Annotated in this window: 16 protein-coding genes; 7 read left to right on the top strand and 9 right to left on the bottom strand. The window is 63.8% G+C overall.

Annotated features, from left to right (window positions below):
- Positions 1-61 precede the first annotated feature (61 nt).
- Genes CQ12_RS20305 through CQ12_RS20295 form a run of 3 tightly spaced genes read left to right on the top strand, consistent with a single transcriptional unit; the run spans position 62 to position 2851 of the window.
- Complete coding sequence (locus CQ12_RS20305; protein WP_057837061.1) at positions 62-1111, top strand: hydroxyacid dehydrogenase; 1050 nt, start codon at positions 62-64, stop codon at positions 1109-1111.
- A gap of 24 nt (positions 1112-1135) precedes the next feature.
- Complete coding sequence (locus CQ12_RS20300) at positions 1136-2008, top strand: alpha/beta fold hydrolase (RefSeq protein ID WP_057837060.1); 873 nt, start codon at positions 1136-1138, stop codon at positions 2006-2008.
- 6 nt (positions 2009-2014) lie between these two features.
- The gene (locus CQ12_RS20295; RefSeq protein ID WP_057837059.1) at positions 2015-2851 is read left to right on the top strand and encodes an SDR family NAD(P)-dependent oxidoreductase; all 837 of its coding nucleotides are present in this window, start codon (positions 2015-2017) and stop codon (positions 2849-2851) included.
- A 282-nt stretch (positions 2852-3133) separates the two neighbouring features.
- Here CQ12_RS20295 and CQ12_RS20290 read toward each other — a convergent pair whose 3' ends face one another.
- The 8 genes from CQ12_RS20290 to CQ12_RS20255 all read right to left on the bottom strand — a co-directional run bounded on the left by CQ12_RS20290 (position 3134) and on the right by CQ12_RS20255 (position 12359).
- Positions 3134-4438, bottom strand: a complete 1305-nt coding sequence (locus tag CQ12_RS20290; protein ID WP_057837058.1) for an aspartate aminotransferase family protein — start codon at positions 4436-4438, stop codon at positions 3134-3136.
- A gap of 4 nt (positions 4439-4442) precedes the next feature.
- Positions 4443-5519 (bottom strand): phosphotransferase, encoded by a 1077-nt coding sequence (locus CQ12_RS20285; protein WP_083519385.1) that lies wholly within the window; start codon positions 5517-5519, stop codon positions 4443-4445.
- Between the two features lie 10 nt (positions 5520-5529).
- Complete coding sequence (locus CQ12_RS20280; RefSeq protein ID WP_057837057.1) at positions 5530-6450, bottom strand: 2-hydroxyacid dehydrogenase; 921 nt, start codon at positions 6448-6450, stop codon at positions 5530-5532.
- A gap of 17 nt (positions 6451-6467) precedes the next feature.
- Positions 6468-8075: an ABC transporter ATP-binding protein gene (locus CQ12_RS20275; protein ID WP_057837056.1), complete on the bottom strand. Its 1608-nt coding sequence runs from the start codon at positions 8073-8075 to the stop codon at positions 6468-6470.
- Between the two features lie 2 nt (positions 8076-8077).
- The gene (locus CQ12_RS20270) at positions 8078-8917 is read right to left on the bottom strand and encodes an ABC transporter permease (protein ID WP_057837055.1); all 840 of its coding nucleotides are present in this window, start codon (positions 8915-8917) and stop codon (positions 8078-8080) included.
- Entirely contained in the window at positions 8914-9885 is a 972-nt protein-coding gene (locus CQ12_RS20265; RefSeq protein WP_057837054.1) for an ABC transporter permease, read from the bottom strand. Before CQ12_RS20265 ends, CQ12_RS20270 begins: the two co-directional genes overlap by 4 nt.
- A 72-nt stretch (positions 9886-9957) precedes the next feature.
- Positions 9958-11511 carry an ABC transporter substrate-binding protein gene (locus CQ12_RS20260; RefSeq protein WP_057837053.1) on the bottom strand — a complete coding sequence of 518 codons (1554 nt, stop codon included), beginning with the start codon at positions 11509-11511 and terminating at the stop codon, positions 9958-9960.
- 59 nt (positions 11512-11570) lie between these two features.
- Positions 11571-12359, bottom strand: a complete 789-nt coding sequence (locus CQ12_RS20255; protein WP_057837052.1) for a class II aldolase/adducin family protein — start codon at positions 12357-12359, stop codon at positions 11571-11573.
- 128 nt (positions 12360-12487) lie between these two features.
- Here CQ12_RS20255 and CQ12_RS20250 point away from each other — a divergent pair, with 128 nt between their 5' ends.
- Entirely contained in the window at positions 12488-13228 is a 741-nt protein-coding gene (locus CQ12_RS20250; protein WP_245310020.1) for a GntR family transcriptional regulator, read from the top strand.
- The gene (locus CQ12_RS20245; RefSeq protein ID WP_057837050.1) at positions 13225-14250 is read left to right on the top strand and encodes a histone deacetylase family protein; all 1026 of its coding nucleotides are present in this window, start codon (positions 13225-13227) and stop codon (positions 14248-14250) included. The genes CQ12_RS20250 and CQ12_RS20245 overlap by 4 nt, the downstream gene beginning before the upstream one ends.
- A gap of 15 nt (positions 14251-14265) precedes the next feature.
- Here the strand turns inward: CQ12_RS20245 and CQ12_RS20240 are convergent, their stop codons facing one another.
- Positions 14266-15840 carry a winged helix-turn-helix domain-containing protein gene (locus CQ12_RS20240; RefSeq protein WP_057837049.1) on the bottom strand — a complete coding sequence of 525 codons (1575 nt, stop codon included), beginning with the start codon at positions 15838-15840 and terminating at the stop codon, positions 14266-14268.
- A 150-nt stretch (positions 15841-15990) separates the two neighbouring features.
- Between CQ12_RS20240 and CQ12_RS20235 the strand changes: the two genes are divergently transcribed.
- Positions 15991-16227, top strand: a complete 237-nt coding sequence (locus CQ12_RS20235) for a DUF1127 domain-containing protein (RefSeq protein WP_057837048.1) — start codon at positions 15991-15993, stop codon at positions 16225-16227.
- A 150-nt stretch (positions 16228-16377) separates the two neighbouring features.
- Positions 16378-16599 carry a hypothetical protein gene (locus tag CQ12_RS20230; protein WP_057837047.1) on the top strand — a complete coding sequence of 74 codons (222 nt, stop codon included), beginning with the start codon at positions 16378-16380 and terminating at the stop codon, positions 16597-16599.
- Positions 16600-16608 lie beyond the last annotated feature (9 nt).

The following is a 16608-nucleotide window of genomic DNA, read 5'->3' as shown; positions in this document are numbered from 1 at the left end:
GAGTGGCCACTCGTCAAATCACGAGCTCCACGTTCTTCCGAACTGAAAGTTGCCAAGGAAAATGACCGTCAACAACAAGCGCGTGTTCTATGTCAAATATCTCGCCCACGAGATCTATGTCGATATCCTGAAGGCGCGCGCCGACGTGCGGCTCGACCGGCTGGAAAACGACAGCCCGGACGCGGTCGCAGCGCCGATCCTGTCGGCGGCGCATGCCTATCAGGTTGGCGCCGCGCGCGACGAGATCGCGCGGCATTTCCACGTCGACCAGGATCTGTTGCGGCGGGCGCCGAACCTCCTGATCGTTTCCTCGAACGGCGCGGGCTTCGATCCCGTGGATGTCGATGCCTGCACGGCGGCGGGCGTGCTTGTCGTCAATCAAACCGGTGGCAACGCCAATTCGGTCGCCGAGCACGCGCTTGGCATGATGCTGACGCTGTCCAAGCGCATCCTCGAATCCGACCGCGCGCTGCGGCGCCAGGCCAACGTCAATCGCAATTCGCTGATCGGCAACGAGGTGCAGGGCAAGACCGTCGGCATCGTCGGGATCGGCAATGTCGGCCGCCGCATCGCCGAGCTCTGCAAGGGACTCTTGCATATGAAGGTGATCGCCTACGATCCTTATCTCTCCGCGGAAGAAATCGCCGCCCGCGGCGGCGAGAAGGTCGAGCTGCACGACCTGATGCGCCGTTCGGATTTCGTTTCGATTTCCTGTCCGCTCACCAAGGACAACCGCCGCATGATCGGTGCGCGTGAATTCGCGCTGATGCAGCCGCACGCATTCTTCGTCACCACGGCGCGCGGCTTCATTCATGACGAGGAGGCGCTGTACGAAGTGTTGCGCGACAAGCGTATCGCAGGCGCCGGCCTCGATGTCTGGGACAAGGAGCCGCCGCCGCCGGAGCATCCGCTGCTGCAGTTCGACAACGTGCTGGCGAGCCCGCACACGGCGGGCGTGACCAAGGAAGCGCGCATCAACATGGGCAAAATCGCCGCCGAGCAGATTCTCGACGCGCTCGACGGCAAGCGGCCGCCGCGTATCGTCAATCCCGAGGTGTGGCCCGATTACGCCAAGCGCTTCGAACGCACGTTCGGATTTGCGCCGAAATAGGAAGCGAGCTGCGCGAGAGACACGATGGCCGAACCGGCAGATCGCTTTTACGAGTCGCAGGGGCTGCGGTTGCACTATGTCGACTGGGGCAATGTATCAGCGCCGCCATTGATCCTGGTCCATGGCGGCCTCGACCACTGCCGCAACTGGGATGCGATCGCGCGAGACTTGCAGCCCCATTTCCACATCATGGCACCGGACCTGCGCGGGCACGGCGATTCCGAATGGGCGAAGGGAAGCAGCTATAGCCTGACCGACAATGTCTATGACCTCACCCAGCTGATGCGCTCTGCTGACTTGCAGGACGCAGCGATCGTCGGTCATTCGATGGGCGGCATGGTCGCGCTGGCCTATGCCGGGACCTTCCCGGAGGAGGTGTCGCGTCTCGCCGTGCTCGACGGCGCGTTCCTCGCGGGCTCGCAACCGGCGCCAATCCACGAACAGATGGCGCGATGGATCGGCCAGCTCGACCGTATCGCGGAGCATCAGGAGAGTACGTTCCGAATGGTCGAGGAAGCCGCGCAGCGGCTGTCTACGCGTAACAAGCGGCTGACGCCGGCACTGGCGCTTCATCTTGCCAGCCATGGCGTCCGGAAAGGCACTGACGGCCTCTACCGCTGGAAGTTCGACCATTATCAGCGGGCGAGGGCGCCGTATCGGCTGTCGTCGGACGAATATGTCGCCCTGTGGTCGCGCATCACCTGTCCGACCCTGTTGATGTGGGGCGACGAAAGCTTCCTTCCCGATCCCGAGGGCCTGCTCGCGCATTTCAAGCAGGCCGAACTGGTGAAGATCGCAGGCGCCGGCCACTGGCTTCACCACGACAGGCCCAAGGAAGTTTTGGGTTCGCTGCGCAGGCTCCTGGGCGCGCCGCAGGCCGCGCAAAACGTGGGATAAGAGACGATGACTGACAAAATTCGCTATGTGCGCCAGCTCAGCGCGGAATCCGCGGGCGAGGCTCCGGGCCGCGGGCGTCTTCAGGGCCGCAAGATTCTTATCGTTGGCGGCGGACAAAGCACGTTCGATGCCGCCACCGATCCGGTCGGAAACGGCCGGGCGATGTCGCTGCTGTTTGCGCGGGAAGGGGCGCAGGTTGCGGTCGCCGATGTGAACCGGGCCAGCGCTGACGATACTGTGCAACGCATCGTTGCCGAAGGCGGCAAGGCATTTTCGATCGAGGCCGACATTTCGCGCGAAGACGCCGTGAACCGGATGATCGACGAGGCGCGCGAGGGACTCGGCGGGTTCGACGGCATGGTGCTCAATGTCGGCATCGGGGTTGGCGCGCTCGGCCTGGAAGGGGTCGATCTCAAGGAGTGGAACGACACGTTTGCGGTCAATCTCACCGGACCGATGCTCTGTTGCCGCAAGGCGCTCAAGCATATCGCCGACGGCTCCTCGATCGTGTTCATCTCGTCGATCGCAGCGCTTCGTTCCGGCTCGCAATTGATCGCCTATGACGCGTCGAAGGCAGCGCTCGGCGGCCTGATGCGCAATGTCGCCAAGGAAGGCGCCCGCCGCGGCATCCGCGCCAACACCATCTGCCCCGGACTGGTTGACACGCCGCTCGGCCGCCACACCAGCGCCGGCCGGCCATCGCGAAGTGCGGCGGGCGTGCCGTTCGGGCGGATGGCGACGGGCTGGGAAATTGCCTATGCGGCGCTGTTCTTCATGTCCGACGAGAGCGTCTACGTTAACGCCCAGACGCTGGCGGTCGACAGCGGCATCACCGGATTATAGGTCCGAATCCGGGGAGAAAATTTGCTCCGCCTGCGGGTCGATCGCGGCAATAATTCCACTGCCAAATGGCGCTTCGACGAAGCGCACATTGCTATTTTCCCTGATATCTCGACTACTTAGCCGATCGGGACCATTTTCCCTGTGCGCCTTGCCCCCGGCGCATATGGAAGACGAAGAGATGCGACAGGTTCGTTCATTGCTCAGCAGCGCGTCCTCCCGGATCGGCCGCCGGCTGTCTCAGATCGTGGCCATCGCGGCCGCCAGCCTGCCGTCCGCCGGCGCTTAAGCCGCGCCTCCTTGTTGATCTGACATCACCTCCAGTTCGGCCAGTGCCTGATCGAGGCGCTGGACGAGCATGTCTGCGTGTTCGGTACGGAACACGAGAGGCGGCCGGATCTTGAGCACGTTGCCGTGCGGTCCGGCCGAACTGATCAGCACGTGCCGCTCACGTAACAGGTTCACGATGCGCGTGGCCTCCGCCGTGGCAGGTGTGCCGCTCGGCCCACCGCGCCGCAACTCGACGCCGACGAACAAACCCGCGCCACGTACCTCGGCGATCAATGTGTGCCGCGCCCGCAGCTCCGTGAGCAGCTTGATCAGATAAGCACCGGTGTCCCGCGCGTTCCCCATCAATCCTTCCCGCTCGATCACGTCGAGAACCGCAATGCCGGCGGCAGCCGACACCGGGTTGCCGCCGAAAGTATTGAAGTAGCGCGACCGCCGGCCGAACTCCGCCAGTAACTCCGGTCGTGCCGCCATACCAGCTACGGGATGGCCATTGCCCATCGGCTTGCCCATGGTGACGAGATCGGGAATGAGGTCGTGGCGCGCAAAGCCCCACATCCCTTCGCCGCAGCGGCCGAAGCCGGGCTGCACTTCGTCGGCGATGAACAGCGCGCCGGCCGCGCGTGCGGCCTCGACCGCGGGGCGCAGAAAGCCGGGCGGATCGGCGAACACGCCGTCGCTGGAAAAGATCGTATCGACCAGCAGCGCCGCCGGGCGGATGCCGCTCTGCTTCATATCTTCCAGCGCGACGTTGACGTGCCCGGCAAAGATTTCAGCGGCGTTTTTGCCCGAGCCCGGCGCTGGCACTAACCGCGCGTGGCTTCCTTGCGGAAGCGGCAGCCCGAGCGAAGGCGACAGCTCGGTCAGCGCGCTGGTGACGCCGTGATAGGCGTTTGCCGTGACGATGAAGCCGGTGCCGCCGGTGCAGGTTCGCGCCACGCGAAGCGCGAGGTCGTTGGCCTCGCTGCCGGTGCAGGTGAACATGACGTGGCCGATCTGGTGCGGAAACGTCGCCAGCAGCCGTTCTGCGAAATCGAGCACGGTCTCGTGCAAATAGCGCGTATGGGTGTTGAGCACGGCGGCCTGCCGCGCAATCGCCTGCACGACGTGCGGGTGGCAGTGACCGACGGAGGCGACGTTGTTGTAGGCGTCTAGATAGCGATCTCCGGCCGTGTCGTATAGCCAGACGCCTTCGCCGCGGACGAATTGCGCGGGTTGTTCGTAGAATAGCCGGTATGCCGGCCCGAGCAGGCGGTTGCGGCGCGCGATCAGGTCTTGTGTGGCCTCGTCGGCGGCGGACATTTCTCTACTCCACATCGCAGGCGCGCTGGATCTGAACTCTCGCCTGGTCGCGCGAGAGTTTCACCATACGCTGCAGCCGCGCCCATGCCGCGGCATTGTTGCGCAGAATGTAGTTCCGGTTAGCAGGATAACGGGCGGCGCGCCAACTGCTGATGACGACCGTCATGGCCATGCGCGTGGCGATCAGGTCGAACAGCACGTCGAGTTCGGCTGCGCCGAGCGGAAGCGCGGCATGATAGGCCGCGATCATCTCGCAGGCCGGCGCAAGCGGATCGTCGCTATCGGCAACCTGATACGCCGCCGTGATCGCGAGGTCGTTGACCCGTGCCGTGCAGGTGAGGTCGCCGAAATCGATGATACCGGCGACGCCGGCGCAGGTTTCGGGATCGACGACAACGTTGTGCGGGTTGAGGTCATTATGGACGGGCTGGCTAGGCAATTGCGCAAGCACTGGCAGGGCATGGGCCTCGAAACCACCGAGAACGTCCTCGATCAGGCCGCGCCGCTCGGCCGGAACGGCGTCGACGAGTGGGCGCACTTCGGTGGCGTGCTGCAGGTCCCACAGCAGTTTGTGATGGGCGCCGCGATGGCTGAAATCGGAAAGGCCGCGCGCCAGCCGCGCGGCGCAGCGGCCGAGATCGCGGCGCAGCACCGCCGATCCCGTCACCGCATGCATCGGCGTTCCCGGAAGGAATGACAACAGGCGCACGACCCGCGTCGAGCCGTCGTCGAACGCGATATCCAGCTCGGTCATGCCGTTGCGCGCCGGAAAGATACGCGGCACCGGCAGGTCGGGATCGGCAGCCGCGAGGTGAAGCAGGGCCTCCGTCTGCAGGTTGATCACCGCGCGATCTTCCGCGGGATTGGCAATCTTCAGGACATATTCGCGGCCACTCAGCGATCGCAGCCTAAAATTCTGGTCGCGCTCGCTGTCGAGCCGATGCACGGCGGTGATCAGGCCGTAGTGCTCGGCCGCCAGCCGTTGCGCCTGCGCTTCCGGGATGGCGGACGCGGCGCGCAGCGTATCGACCGGATGGGTGGCAAGCGTCGCGGGAGACGAGCCCGGCACGAGAATATTCATTTTCTGTCGCTCAGTAGCCGCGTTCGCGGTCAATGGAATGCGGCGGCCGGCGGCCCGCCCGTATCGCTTCCGCGGTCGCGCGAAACGTCGCGCCGATCGCTTCGACACTGACTTCGCAGGCGTCGTGGGGAGTGACGACAATGCGGGGATGCCGCCAGAACGGATGGCGCGGCGCCAAGGGTTCGGCCGAGAACACATCGAGCGCGGCGCCGGCCAGCTGGCCGCTCTCCAGCGCGGCGAGCAGGTCGGCTTCGACCAGATGTTCGCCGCGGCCGACCTGGATCAGGTAGCTGCCGCGATACATTCGGGCGAATGTCGTGCGGTTGAGGATGCCCCGGGTCTCCGGCGTCAGGGGCAAGAGGTTCACGAGAACCTCGGTCTGGCCGAGCATGGCATCGAGGCCGGCGGTGCCGTCGAAACCACTTATGCCCGGTGGCGTCTCCTTTGCAGTCCGGCTCCACGCCATGACGGGGAGATCCGTGGCTACCGTGCGGCCAATCTCGCCAAATCCCAAAATGCCGACCGGCACGTCTTGCGCCCGGCGCAGGGCGAGACGCTGCCAGCGCTCCTCGCGCTGCTGTGCCTGATAGGTCGCAAAGCGCCGTTGATGGCCGATGACGTGCCAGGCCACGAAACCCGACATCATCTGCGCCTGGGCGGGATCGACGACGCGGATCACCTCGACTCCGGGGCGCAGGCTGGGGCAGGCCAGAATGTTGTCGACGCCGGCGCCGATCGAGCAGACCGCCTGCAGATGGGGATAGTGATCGAATGCATCGTCCGGCGGGTGCCAGGCCACTGCGAGGCGGATGTCCGTGGCGGGCCCATGGTGCGGATGACTGACGATTTCGATGCGATCGGCGGCACGAAGGAATTGCGCGCCGAGGTATCCGCGGAGATCGAGGCTCTTGCTGACGAGAACACAACGCATCGTTCAAGCGGTCCTGTTCATGCGGCCTTGGACGATAACGTCTGGCCGGGCACGGCAGACAACAGCTCGCGGGTGTAGGCGTGCTCGGGGGCCGCGAACAGCAGGGCGGCCGATTTGAGTTCGACGATTGCGCCGTGCTGCATCACCGCGATGCGGTCGCAGATCTGTGCGGCCACGCGCAAATCGTGGGTGATGAACAGCATCGACAGGCCGAGGCGGGCCTTCAGATCCTCCAGCAGGTCCAGCACCTGCGCTTGAACTGATACGTCGAGCGCGGAGACCGCTTCGTCGGCGACCAGGATTTCCGGGTCGAGCGCCAGCGCCCGCGCAATGCCGATGCGCTGCCGCTGCCCGCCGGAGAATTCGTGCGGAAACCGTTCCATCGCGCTCGCATTGAGGCCGACGAGGCTGAGCAATTCGCCCGCACGCTTGCGCGCCGCCGCCGGATCGACGCCATGTGCGATCGGGCCGTCGGTGATGATGTTGCCGACTTTCCGGCGCGGGTTGAGGGAGGCGAAAGGATCCTGAAACACCATCTGGATGCGGCGGCGCTGTTCGCGCAAGGCCCTGCCGCCAATCCGGGTGAGATCGACATCGCCGATGCGGACGCTGCCGGCGTCGGGTTCGATCAGGCGCATCACAAGTCTGGCCACCGAGGATTTTCCCGAACCGGATTCGCCGACCAGACCGAGCGTCTCGCCGCGAAAAATGTCGAAGCTGACGTCCTTTGCCGCCTGCACGCGGCGCTCGCTGCGGAACCAGCCGCCGCCGCTGACATAGGTCTTGCCGAGGCCGACCACTTCCACCGCCTTGCTGCGGTCGAGCAGGGAAGCGCGCTGCGGCGGCTGCAAGGTGGGCACGGCGGCCAGCAAGGCACGGCTATAGGGATGTTGCGCGCGCAGCAGCACGTCGTCGGCGGTGCCCTGTTCGACCACCTTGCCGTGCTGGAGCACGACCACGCGATCGGCAATCTCGGCGACGACGCCGAAATCATGGGTGATGAACATGACGGCCATGTTGCGGCGGCGCTGCAGGTCGCGGATCAGTTTCAGGATCTGCGCCTGCGTCGTGACGTCGAGCGCCGTGGTCGGTTCGTCCGCCACCAGCACGGCGGGCTCGAGCGCCAGGGCCATCGCGATCATGGCGCGCTGGCGCTGGCCACCGGACAGTTGATGCGGATAGGCGCGCACCGCGCGTTCGGGATCGGGCAGGCCGACCTCGCGGATCAACGCGAGGGCTTTCTGCTGCCGCTCCTTCGGAGTCAGCAGGCCGTGGGCCTCGAACATCTCGGCGATCTGCTCGCCGATTCGCATCAAGGGATTGAGCGCCGTCATCGGCTCCTGGAACACCATGGCGATGCCGCGGCCGCGGAGCGCCAGCCATTCCGCAGGGCTGAGCGACACGAGGTTCTTTCCTTCGAACAGAATCTCTCCGGATTCGGCCGTCACCGCATCCGGCAACAGCCCCATCAACGCGTGGGCGCACATCGACTTGCCGGACCCGGATTCGCCGACCACGCAGAGGATTTTTCCGGCAGATAGCTCGAACGAGACGTCATCCACGGCATGGGTACGGTCGCCGCCCGGCGGCAGCGCGAGCTTCAGGTTCTTGACGGCGACGGTCATGCTCAGCGTCCTCCCTTGGCGAGGCGAGGGTTGAGCGCGTCGTTGAGGCCTTCGCCGATCAGGTTCAGCGCCAGCACCGAGACCAGGATGGCGATGCCGGGGAATACCGTGATCCACCAGGCCTGTCGGATCACGGTGCGGCCGGCGCCGACCATGTAGCCCCACGACATCAAATTGGGATCGCCGAGGCCGAGAAAGGAGAGCGAGGATTCCAGCAGGATCGCAGTCGCGACCATCAGCGAGGCCAGTACGATGACGGGCGACAATGCGTTCGGCAGGATCTCGCGCCAGATGATCCACCAGTTGGTCTGGCCGGTCACGACCGCCGCCTGGACATACTCGCGCGTGCGCAGCGACAGCACCTCGCCGCGCACCAGCCGCGCCACCGGCGGCCAGCTCACGATGGCGATTGCGGCCACGATCGAGACGATGGAGGGCTGCATGATGGCGACGAGCACGATGGCGAGCGCAAAGCTCGGGACGGTCTGGAAGAACTCGGTGAAGCGCATCAGGGCGTCGTCGACCTTGCCGCCGAAATAGCCGGCTGCCGCGCCGAGCGGGATACCGACGGCCAGCGATGCCAGCGTGGAGATCAGGCCGACCAGCAGCGAGACGCGCGCGCCGTAGATGATGCCGGCCATCACGTCGCGGCCGAGCGCGTCGGTGCCGAGTGGAAAGCCTGACAGCGTGAACGGTGGTAGGAACGGCCGCTGCACCATGCGCCAGGGGGAGGTCGGAAACAGCAGGGGACCGAACAGGGCGACGGCGACCGCGATGACGAGGATCGTGATGCCGATCATGCCGCCGGGGTTGCGCAACAGCACGCGCGAAGCCTGTTTCATGACGCGAACTCGATGCGAGGATCGACGGAGCGATAGACCAGGTCCGTGATCAGGTTGAAGGCCAGCACCATCGCCGAGCAGACGACGAAGACGCCGAGCAGAAGATTGTAGTCGCGCTGCAGCAGCGCCTCGTACATCAGCCGGCCGATGCCGGGCCAGGCGAACACAGTCTCGGTCAGCACCGCGCCGCCGACCAGCGTGCCCGCCTGCAGGCCGGCGAGGGTGACGACCGGCAATAGCGCGTTGCGCAGCACGTGGCGGCGCTGGATCACGGCATCCGACAGGCCCTTGGCACGCGCCGTCTTGACGAAGTCGAGCCGGTTGACCTCCAGCATCGAGGCGCGGGTCATGCGGGCATAGGTGGCCATGAAGAACAGGCCGATGGTGGTCGCCGGCAGGATCAGATGGGCGGCGACGTCGAGCACATGCGCAAGCCCGGTGTAGCCCGCGCCGACCGTCTCGTAACCAAAACTTGGGAGCCAATCCATCGTGACCGAAAACAGCAGGATCGCCATCAGCGCAACCCAGAACAGCGGCGTGGCATAGAAGATCAGGGCGGCGATCGTGATTGCGGTGTCGGCCCAGGTGCCGGCAAAGCGCGCCGCCAATGCACCGAACAGGATGCCGAAGGCGAGCGAGATCGCGAAGGCCGTCCCTGTCAGCAACAGCGTCGCCGGCAAGCGATCGAGAATCAGCTTCGAGACCGGCATCTGCTGGCGAAACGAGAAGCCGAGATCGAGGCTGAGAATGCCTTTGACGTACAGGAACAGTTGTACCGGCAGCGGCCGGTCGAGCCCGAACTTCTCGCGCAATTGCGCGATGAAGAGTTGGTCGCCCGCGCCGGCTTCGCCCGCCATCACCACCGCGGGATCGCCGGGCGCCATCCGGATCAGGAAGAAGTTGAGCACGACAAGGGCGAGAAGGACGATGACGGCCTTCGCGATGCGCTGGGCGATGAAGGAAATCATGAGCTGTCGATGGCGTTGGAGGCGCGATATTCGGGCGTCAGACGTGCGGCCTGACGCCCAGTGAGCGAAGGATTACTTCTCGATCCAGGCGTCACGGAAACCGTCATTCACGCCGATGCCGGTCGTGATCAGGTTCTTGACGTTGCAGCGGGTGATGGTCGGGAATTGCAGTTCGAGCATCCACGCGACAGGCACGTCCTCGACCAGGATCTTCTGCGCCTTGGCATAGATTTCCTCACGCGCCGCATCAGGGAAGGCGACCGCGCCGTCGGCGAACAGCTTGTCGATCTCGGGATTCGAATAGCCTTCGACGTTGTTGAAGGGAGAGCCCTTGGCGATCTGGCTGGAGACATAATTGCGGCCGACGCCGAGCGCGGGATCGCCGTACTGATAGAGATAGGTGAAGGCGATGTCGTAGTCCCACTCCGAAACCTTCTGGTTCCAGCCGGGAACGTCGGTCGCGACCATGTCGACATTGATGCCGACGTCCTGCAGGTTCTGGCGAACCATCTCGGCCCAGCGCTGCCACGTCTCGCCATAGGGCAAAGGCAGCATGCGGACTTTCTCGCCCTTGTAGCCGGCCTCCTTCAGCAGCGCCTTGGCCTTGGCCGGGTCGTAATCATATTTCGGCATCGCGCCAGTGTAGTACCTGATCGTCGAGCCGGACGGGCCGGTGGCGACCTTGCCGAGGCCGTTCCAGACCACGTCCTTGGCCATGTTGCGATCGATCGCAAACATCAGCGCCTGGCGGAATTTCTTGTTCGCGGTGGGACCCGAGCGGTTGTTGAGCCAGAGCCAGGAATGCGGACTGAAGAATTCCCAGCCTGCGCCGGTGACACAGGTGTTCTTCAGCTTGCTCAGGCGCGGCACGTCGAAATTTTCCACCGAGCCGCCCGGCAGCACGTCGACCTTGCCGGTCTCGTAGGCGACCGAGCGCGCGGCAGCGTCCGGAATGACGTGCCAGTAGATCTCGTCGAGGTTCGGCTTGCCCTTGACGTGGTAGTTCGGATTCTTGACGAGGCGGATGAACGAGCCCTTCTGCCATTCCTTGAACATGAAGGGGCCGGTGCCGATGGGCGTGTTGTTGGCCGGATTGGTCTTGAAATCGGTGCCTTCATAGAGGTGCTTCGGGATCATCGGCAGCGAGCCGACCTCGAAGATGCCGATGAACGGGCCGAACGGCTGCTTCAGCGTGAAGACGACGGTGGATTCGTCCGGCGCTTCCACCTTGTCGAGCTGAACCAGATTGCCGCGGGCGCGCGCATGCGTCTGTTTCAAAAAATCGATCGAGAACAGGACGTCCGCGGACGTGAACGGCTTGCCGTCATGCCAGGTCACGCCCTTCACCAGCTTGAACGTGTAGACCTTGCCGTCCTCGCTGACCGACCAGCTCTCGGCAAGGCCGGGCAGGGGATCCAGTTTGGGGCTGTAGCGCAGCAGGCCTTCATAGATGTTGCCGGCGATCATCTGCGTCGGGCCGTTCTGGACCAGACCCATCATCAGGCCCGGCGGCTCCGGCTGAATCACGGCGTTGACGACGCCGCCTGCTTTCGGCCCCTGGGCCATTGCCGCGGTGCTCAGCATGCACATCGTGGCGACGCTCATCAAAATCTTACGCTTGGACATTCCATACCTCGTTTAAAGAAAATGGGCTTCGCGTTCTCAGATCGTCGAGGGCGCGCTTGTCACTTCGCAAAGTCGGGATCGGTGCGCTCGAGCATCCGCTTGAAGGCGGCCCACTCGCTGTCAGGCACGCCGTTGAGCTCGATCGCGTCGTAGAAGGTCGCGTACTGGCCGGCCGTCTTGCGGGCGACGGCGTCGGAAAGCGGAATGAACTCGGCGCCCGACGATTGCACGGCGAGCTGTGCGCGGCAGGAGCGTTCCAGATTGTGCATCAGCTTGAACGCTTCGGCGACGGAACGTCCGCAGGTCAGCATGCCGTGATTGCGCAAGACCATCACGAACTTGTCGCCGAGATCGGCGACGAGGCGTTCGCGCTCATCAAGATCGAGCGCAATGCCTTCGTAGTCGTGATAGGCGAGGCAGCCGGTGAACTGCAGCGACCATTGATTGAGCGGCAACAGCCCCTGCTTCTGGCAGGCAACGGCAATGCCGGCCACCGTATGCGTGTGCAGGACGCAGATCGCGTCATGCCGCGCGGCATGGACGGCGCTGTGAATGGTGAAACCGGCCGGGTTGATGCCGAGCCCCATGGGATCGTCGATGACGTTGCCGTCGAGATCGACCGTCACCAGGTTGGACGCCGTGACTTCCTCGAAACGCAGCCCATAGGGATTGATCAGGAAGCGGTCGTTCCGGCCCGGCAGTCGCACCGAGATGTGGGTGTAGATGCTGTCATCCAGACCGAGCCGGTGAATGAGCCGGTAGGCCGCCGCGAGGTCGATCCGCATCTGGAGGGTCTGGTCATCAGCCGCAGGCCATGCCGTTGCGGTGTTTTGCGCTGCGCTTGTCATTTCCGCCTTTGTCCACGTTCCAACGTTTTCAGCTTGCGTGGGGCATGACATTAGGGCAAGACTAAACTGTCGACAATCGACGATTAAAAATTATACACGAAATGACGCGGGTTTAGCCGATGCGACCTATGTCTCTTCCTGTTGGATTGCCGGCCGTTGCGGACAGCGATCTGGTCGGCCAGGTCGCGCGCATCCTGACCCAGGCGATCGTTCAGGGCCGCCTGCCGCCCGGTTCCAAGGTGGTGGAAGCGGGGATTGCCCGGGAATTGGGCGTCAGCCGCGCGCCGGTCCGTGAGGCGGCCCGGCTTCTGGAAAAACAGGGTCTGCTGGTGGCGAAGCCGCGCCGCGGCTTTTTTGTGCGCAAGCTCGAAATCAGGAACATCGACGAGATCTACGATTTGCGGCTCTGCATCGAACGGCACGCCAGCGTGCTGGCGGCGCGCAACCTGACGACGGCATCGCGCGACGCGTTGCGGCGGCAGATCGACGTTCTGCACAAGACCGCCGATCTCGACGATCCGGCGCGGCAGGTGGAAGAGGACTATCGCTTTCACCGGCTGATCTTTGAAGTTGCTGATAACCGCCGCCTGCTGCGGCTGTTCGATGATCTCGCGGCAGAACTGCGCATGGTGATCGGCCTGATCGGGCGTCTTTACGACGACCCGCATGAGATCGCGCGGACGCACGAGCCGCTGCTGGCCGCGATCGAGGCCGGTCATCCCGAGCGCATCACCGCGCATGTCGACCACCATATCGGTCACGCCTGGCGCGAAGTCGGCAGGCTGGCGCGGGAGCTTGCGCTGCCGGCCGGCAATGCCGCCGAACCGCCGAGCGGGATTCTCATTCCAACCAACGGAGCAACCGTGTGAAGGCCGTCTACACCGAACTGCATCGCAGCCACGATCCGCAATTCTTCCTGGTGCGCGGCGTGATCAAGCGCACCACCGAGCAGCCCGAACGCGCCGACCGGTTGTTGGCAGGGCTGAAGGCCGGCAAGCACACGGTCGTCGAGCCTACGTTGTTCGGCCAGGGGCCACGTGCACGGGTGCACAGCGCGGAATATCTGCGCTTCATGGAGGAAGCCTGGGACGCCTGGGTCGCGCTCGGCGATTCCGGTGCGGAGATGATCGCCAACATCCACCCGGTTCGTTACGGCGCGACCTATCCAACCCATATCGTCGGCCGCCTCGGCTGGCACGCGGCGGATACGGCGGCTCCGATCAGCAAGGGCACTTACGCCGCCGCCTGCGCCGCGACCGATGTCGCCACGACCGCGGCGCAACTCGTCATGGACGGCGAAGACGCCGTGTATGCGCTATGCCGGCCGCCGGGCCATCATGCCTATGCCGACATGTCGGGCGGCTTCTGTTTCTTCAACAACAGCGCGGTGGCGGCGGCGCAGCTTCGGCTCAAGCATGAGCGCGTCGCGATCCTCGATGTCGACGTCCATCACGGCAACGGCACGCAGGGTATCTTCTACGAACGATCAGACGTTCTCACCGTGTCGATCCATGCCGACCCTGTCTTCTTCTATCCCTTCGTGTGGGGATATGCGCATGAGCGCGGCGCGGGTCCGGGCCTCGGCGCCAATCTGAACATCCCGTTGCCGAAGGGCACCGGCGATGACGATTACATCAAGGCGATCGGGGAAGCGGAAAAAACCATCCGCGCCTTTGCGCCCGGCGCGTTGGTGGTGGCGCTCGGCCTCGATGCCTCCGAGCATGATCCGCTCGCTGGCCTTGCGGTGACGACGGCCGGTTTCCGGCGCATCGGCGCTGCGATCGCGCGGCTCGGCCTTCCGACCGTTTTCGTTCAGGAGGGCGGCTATCTGTCCGATATTCTCGGCGCCAATCTCACCGCTGCGCTCGGCGGTTTCGAAGAGGCTCGATAGTGACCCATCGCGTCGTCAGCCCTCCGGCACGCCGGCCAGACGCAAACCCTCACAGATCCGCGCCCGCCCAGCAAGGTATGTCGGATCGTCGCTCGATGAACCGACGCGGAAACGGCGGATAGTAAAGTCGGGATCAAGCGCAAGTCCCGCCTTCGCAGCGGCTTGCGCGTCATCCAATGCGCCTAGCTGACCCAGGGCAGCGGCCAACGCAAAATGTGCAACAGGATAGTTGCGGTTGGTCTCGATACTTCGTCGCAACCAGTCGGCGGCTTCGGCGTCTGCACTGAGATGCATCTTGGCCGTTCCTACAATGTCCATCCACTGGTGTGCAAGCGTATCGCGGGGGGAGAGACGGAAGGCCTCAAGTACGTGACCTTCGGTCTCGGCGGGGCGCCCCATATGAATTTTGGCCACACCAATGCTGCTGTGAGCCCAGGCCGCGTTGCGATCAATCGCCAATACGCGCTCGCATTCAGCAATCCCTTCGGCGGCGCGGTTTGTCATGATGTAGACGCCACCCAAGACCAAGTGGGCGAATGTATCGTCCGGCTCCAGCGAGAGTGCTTTGACCGCCTTTGTTGCGGCTGCTGAAAGGAGCTCCGTCTTGTTGTCGGTGCGCAGGGTGATCGCCATTCGAAAATCGACGATTGCTAAGCCGACGATCGCCCGGACATTTCGAGTGTCGATTGCCAAGGCACGTTCGAAAAAGTCGCGCGCCCGAGTTAAATGCTCGGGAGTCGGCCCCTTGTACAAGCAGGCAAAACCTTGAAAGGCTAAGTCCAATGCGTCGGGATTCAGCGAACGTTCCGCGCGTCGCGCCTCGGCAACAACGAGTTGGACATCTAATGCGTTGGCGAGCCTCGATACGATTTCATCCTGCATATCGAAAAGATCTGCGACGGGTTTCTCAAAACGCTCGGTCCACAGGTGAGTAGCGGTTTGGGCATCGACAAGCTGCACGTTCACCCGAAGCCGGTTGCTGCTACGGTGTACGGAGCCTTCGAGAGCATAGCGGATGTTCAAGTCCCGCCCGACTTGTCGAACGTCTATTGACTTGCCCTTGTAAGAGAACGCGCTGTTGCGGGCGATCACGAACGAGCCGCCGATGCGCGACAGGTCGGTGGTGAGGCTCTCAGTTACACCATCGACGAAGCAGTCTTGTTCGGCCTCGCCGCTAAGGTTGGCGAAGGGGAGCACAACGATGGAAAGGTGAGGCGGCAAATTCCGGCCCGGCATTTGATGGCTTGGCCCGGCAACGACTGCCGCAGTCGCGCACAATGGGGCTTCCTGCACCGTACCAACAAAGCGAAAGCCTTTGCGAGGCAAAGTCTTGATAAGACGCTGCCCCTCGCCGGAATCGCCGATTGCATTCCGTGCAGCGTTCAGTCGCGTTGTCAAAGCAGCATCAGAGACGATACGTCCCTTCCATACGGCGCTGATAAGGTCGTCCTTGCTGACGACGCGCTCCCTGTTCCGGATCAGGTAATCGAGCAGGTCAAAAACCTGCGGTGTGACCGAAACTGCATCCGCCGCCCGATGCAGTTCACGCCGTTCGGTGTCGAACGTGTAATCCTCGAAGAGATAGCGCAAGTGGCCATTCCTTCTGGCTCACCTCTCAGTACCCTTAAGCAGCAGGAAGAATAAGCTGCCGATAAGGGAAATGTAAGCCGCCAGTTAAGCGCGCCGGCGCATTTTGCGGCAACTTCGCCTGGCAAAACAATCCAGGCGGGAGACACCGCAATGAGCATGATCCAAGGGACCACCGAGTTCGGATCAGCAACCGCCAAACGGCAGGTCTACAGTCCTCTCGAAGCGTATTGGATTACATTTCAGGAGTGGCGCAAACGCGGGAGGCTGCGAACGCAATTGTGTCGCCTTACCGACGGCGAGCTTGCGGACATTGGTCTCACGCGCGGCGAGATCGACCACATCACCTCAAACCGATCTATCGATCCGACCCGCTTTCGTTCCTCCTAACTCGGTAAGCATCTGACCTGGAAGGCCAGCTATGCACGCGTGCGCTCGCCACACCTGCTCGCAGGTGTGGCACGATGTCCTTCCCGGGCATTCTCGACATGGGCCGAATCGCGCTCTACGCTCCGGTGACCACGACGAGGAGAGATCGCAATGCTCTATGCCTTGCTGGCTCTCATATCATCGCTCCGGGATCGGACGGCCGTACAAAGCGGCGCGACCGATGCATCCGTCTCGCGGTTCCTTGTGGTCGCCGCCGCAGCCCTTTTTGCCGTGCTGGCAATCCTCCTTGTCGATCTGCATCGGGATGAATTGCATGCGCTCGGCCTTGTCGGTGGTGCAGAGCAGATCAACGCCGTCTTCATGAGCCCATGAGCCGGGCCC

It is taken from the genome of Bradyrhizobium jicamae (assembly GCF_001440395.1).
Lineage (GTDB): Bacteria > Pseudomonadota > Alphaproteobacteria > Rhizobiales > Xanthobacteraceae > Bradyrhizobium > Bradyrhizobium jicamae.
Note: the sequence above shows the minus strand (reverse complement) of the source record. Positions and strands in the feature narration are given on the sequence as shown.